Raw genomic sequence first — 1,667 nt, 5'->3', positions numbered from 1 at the left:
GGAAAATCTTCCTTGAACAATAACGAAAAGTGGGGTTTTTCCGGCGCCTCCGGGTATTCGGCCCGCTGGATGTAATCAAAAAAGTTCCGCAGACTGACTAAATAATCATAATGCTTTTCTCGCCACTCTTCTGTATATGACCGGTACCACGCAAGGTAACTTTCCATGTCTTTGCGTGATAACTTCTTTAGGTCCTGCCAATGAGGATATTGCTCGTGGATAAAACATAGGAATAAACGCAAAGACATCAAATCTATTCTGCACTGTGCTTGTGACCGAATACCTACCCGTATCTTCAGGTATCTTTTAGCCAGAGGCTGGAAGGGAAGGGGAATGTCCTCAAAGGAAAGCAGGTAATCAGCTTTGTTTTGGGTATATTTCGCTCCCGGTATTTTCCGCACGTCCCAGACGTCCTTTTCAAACTCCTCCCGGTCGTCGTAGAAATTGGCCATAAACTGATATACCTGCTGTAACAGAGCTTCGTATTGGGTACTGGATAAACGACCTTTTTTGTTGACCGAAACCCCTTGTTCAACCAGGTAAGAACGCCACCTAATCATAACTCTCTCTATTTCCAAATCTGTAAAGCTTTCGATCCCGGGATAAACCCGCTTCAGAAAGTCAGCCAGGCGGGCAAAGCAAACTCCGTAAACGACCACCGTTCGTAGCCGCAAGGTGTGTTCCCGAAGGCGGCGAACAAAGAAAAACTTGACCTCTTCCCTAATGCCTGGCTGCAGGCGAGAAAAGTCTATAGTCTTATTGGGTAGTGTCCACCGTTCAGACCGAAACTCATCAAAGATGGGGTCGGTAATATCCCACCTATCCTTTTCCCAGTAACCTGCCATGGTTTCCTCGATTTCCCGCCATTTTGCCGGCGTCGGGACCGGCCTGTAAGCCGTACTCACTGTTCAGAGCCCTCCTTTTGCTGCTGCTTAAGGCGCATTTTTCCCTCCGCTTTCTCCCAATCCTGGCGCAGATCTTCGTCGCTCGGGTGCAGGTAAATTTGCATGGTGGTCTGAACCTGGGCATGTCCAGCCCGTTTTTGCAAGTGTTCCGGCTTCCAGCCGGCCCGGCGCAGTTCGGTTAAGGAGCTGTGCCGGAGGATGTGGGGGCTGACATCAATTCCCGTTTTGGCCTTTAGCCTGCGGAAAAGGGAAGCAACGTCCTGGCACTCCATGGGTTGGTACTTGTTCTCCCCGGAAAGTTTGATAAAAACATGGTTCGTGTCCACTTCGTCCGTGTGGAATTCGGCTACATAGTCAAAAAACAGGTTGATTAAATCCGGGGAAACGTCCACCGTCCGGGGGCTGCAAATGGTTTTGATTTCGGCGAGGTTGGGAAGTTCCCCCCTGTCTCGGATGTGGATCTTTTGTCCGTCGGGCTCAAAGTCTTCCAGCCACAGGGCCAGGGCCTCGCCGATGCGCATGGAACTTTCCCACAAAAGCTGGATTAAAAATTTATCCCGTAAGTTTGAGCAGGCGTCAATCAACTTGCCCACCTGCTCTTTGGAAATGGTCTTGGGCCGGGAACGGCGGACCTTAACCTTCAAAATCTTGGCCGGGTACTCCTTGCCCTTGTTGACATGGTAGAGGAAGTCTTTAAAGCCCCGCCTGCTCCCGGGAACGGTCTTTTTAAGTCTCTCGGAAAGCTGGACGCTGTAGTCCTCG

The 1,667-nt window shown here is 50.4% G+C and carries 1 protein-coding gene and 1 pseudogene; both read right to left on the bottom strand.

The features are described from left to right. Nucleotides 1-905, bottom strand: a pseudogene (locus BUA65_RS17510) (transposase); the annotation flags it as partial. Beyond that, nucleotides 902-1,667: tyrosine-type recombinase/integrase (locus BUA65_RS17505; protein WP_072871688.1), on the bottom strand; the 766-nt coding region annotated here is incomplete at its 5' end. The gene BUA65_RS17505 and the pseudogene BUA65_RS17510, both read right to left, overlap by 4 nt.

This window comes from Desulfofundulus thermosubterraneus DSM 16057, assembly GCF_900142025.1.
GTDB lineage: Bacteria > Bacillota > Desulfotomaculia > Desulfotomaculales > Desulfovirgulaceae > Desulfofundulus > Desulfofundulus thermosubterraneus.
This window is presented reverse-complemented; position numbering and strand designations above follow the sequence as displayed.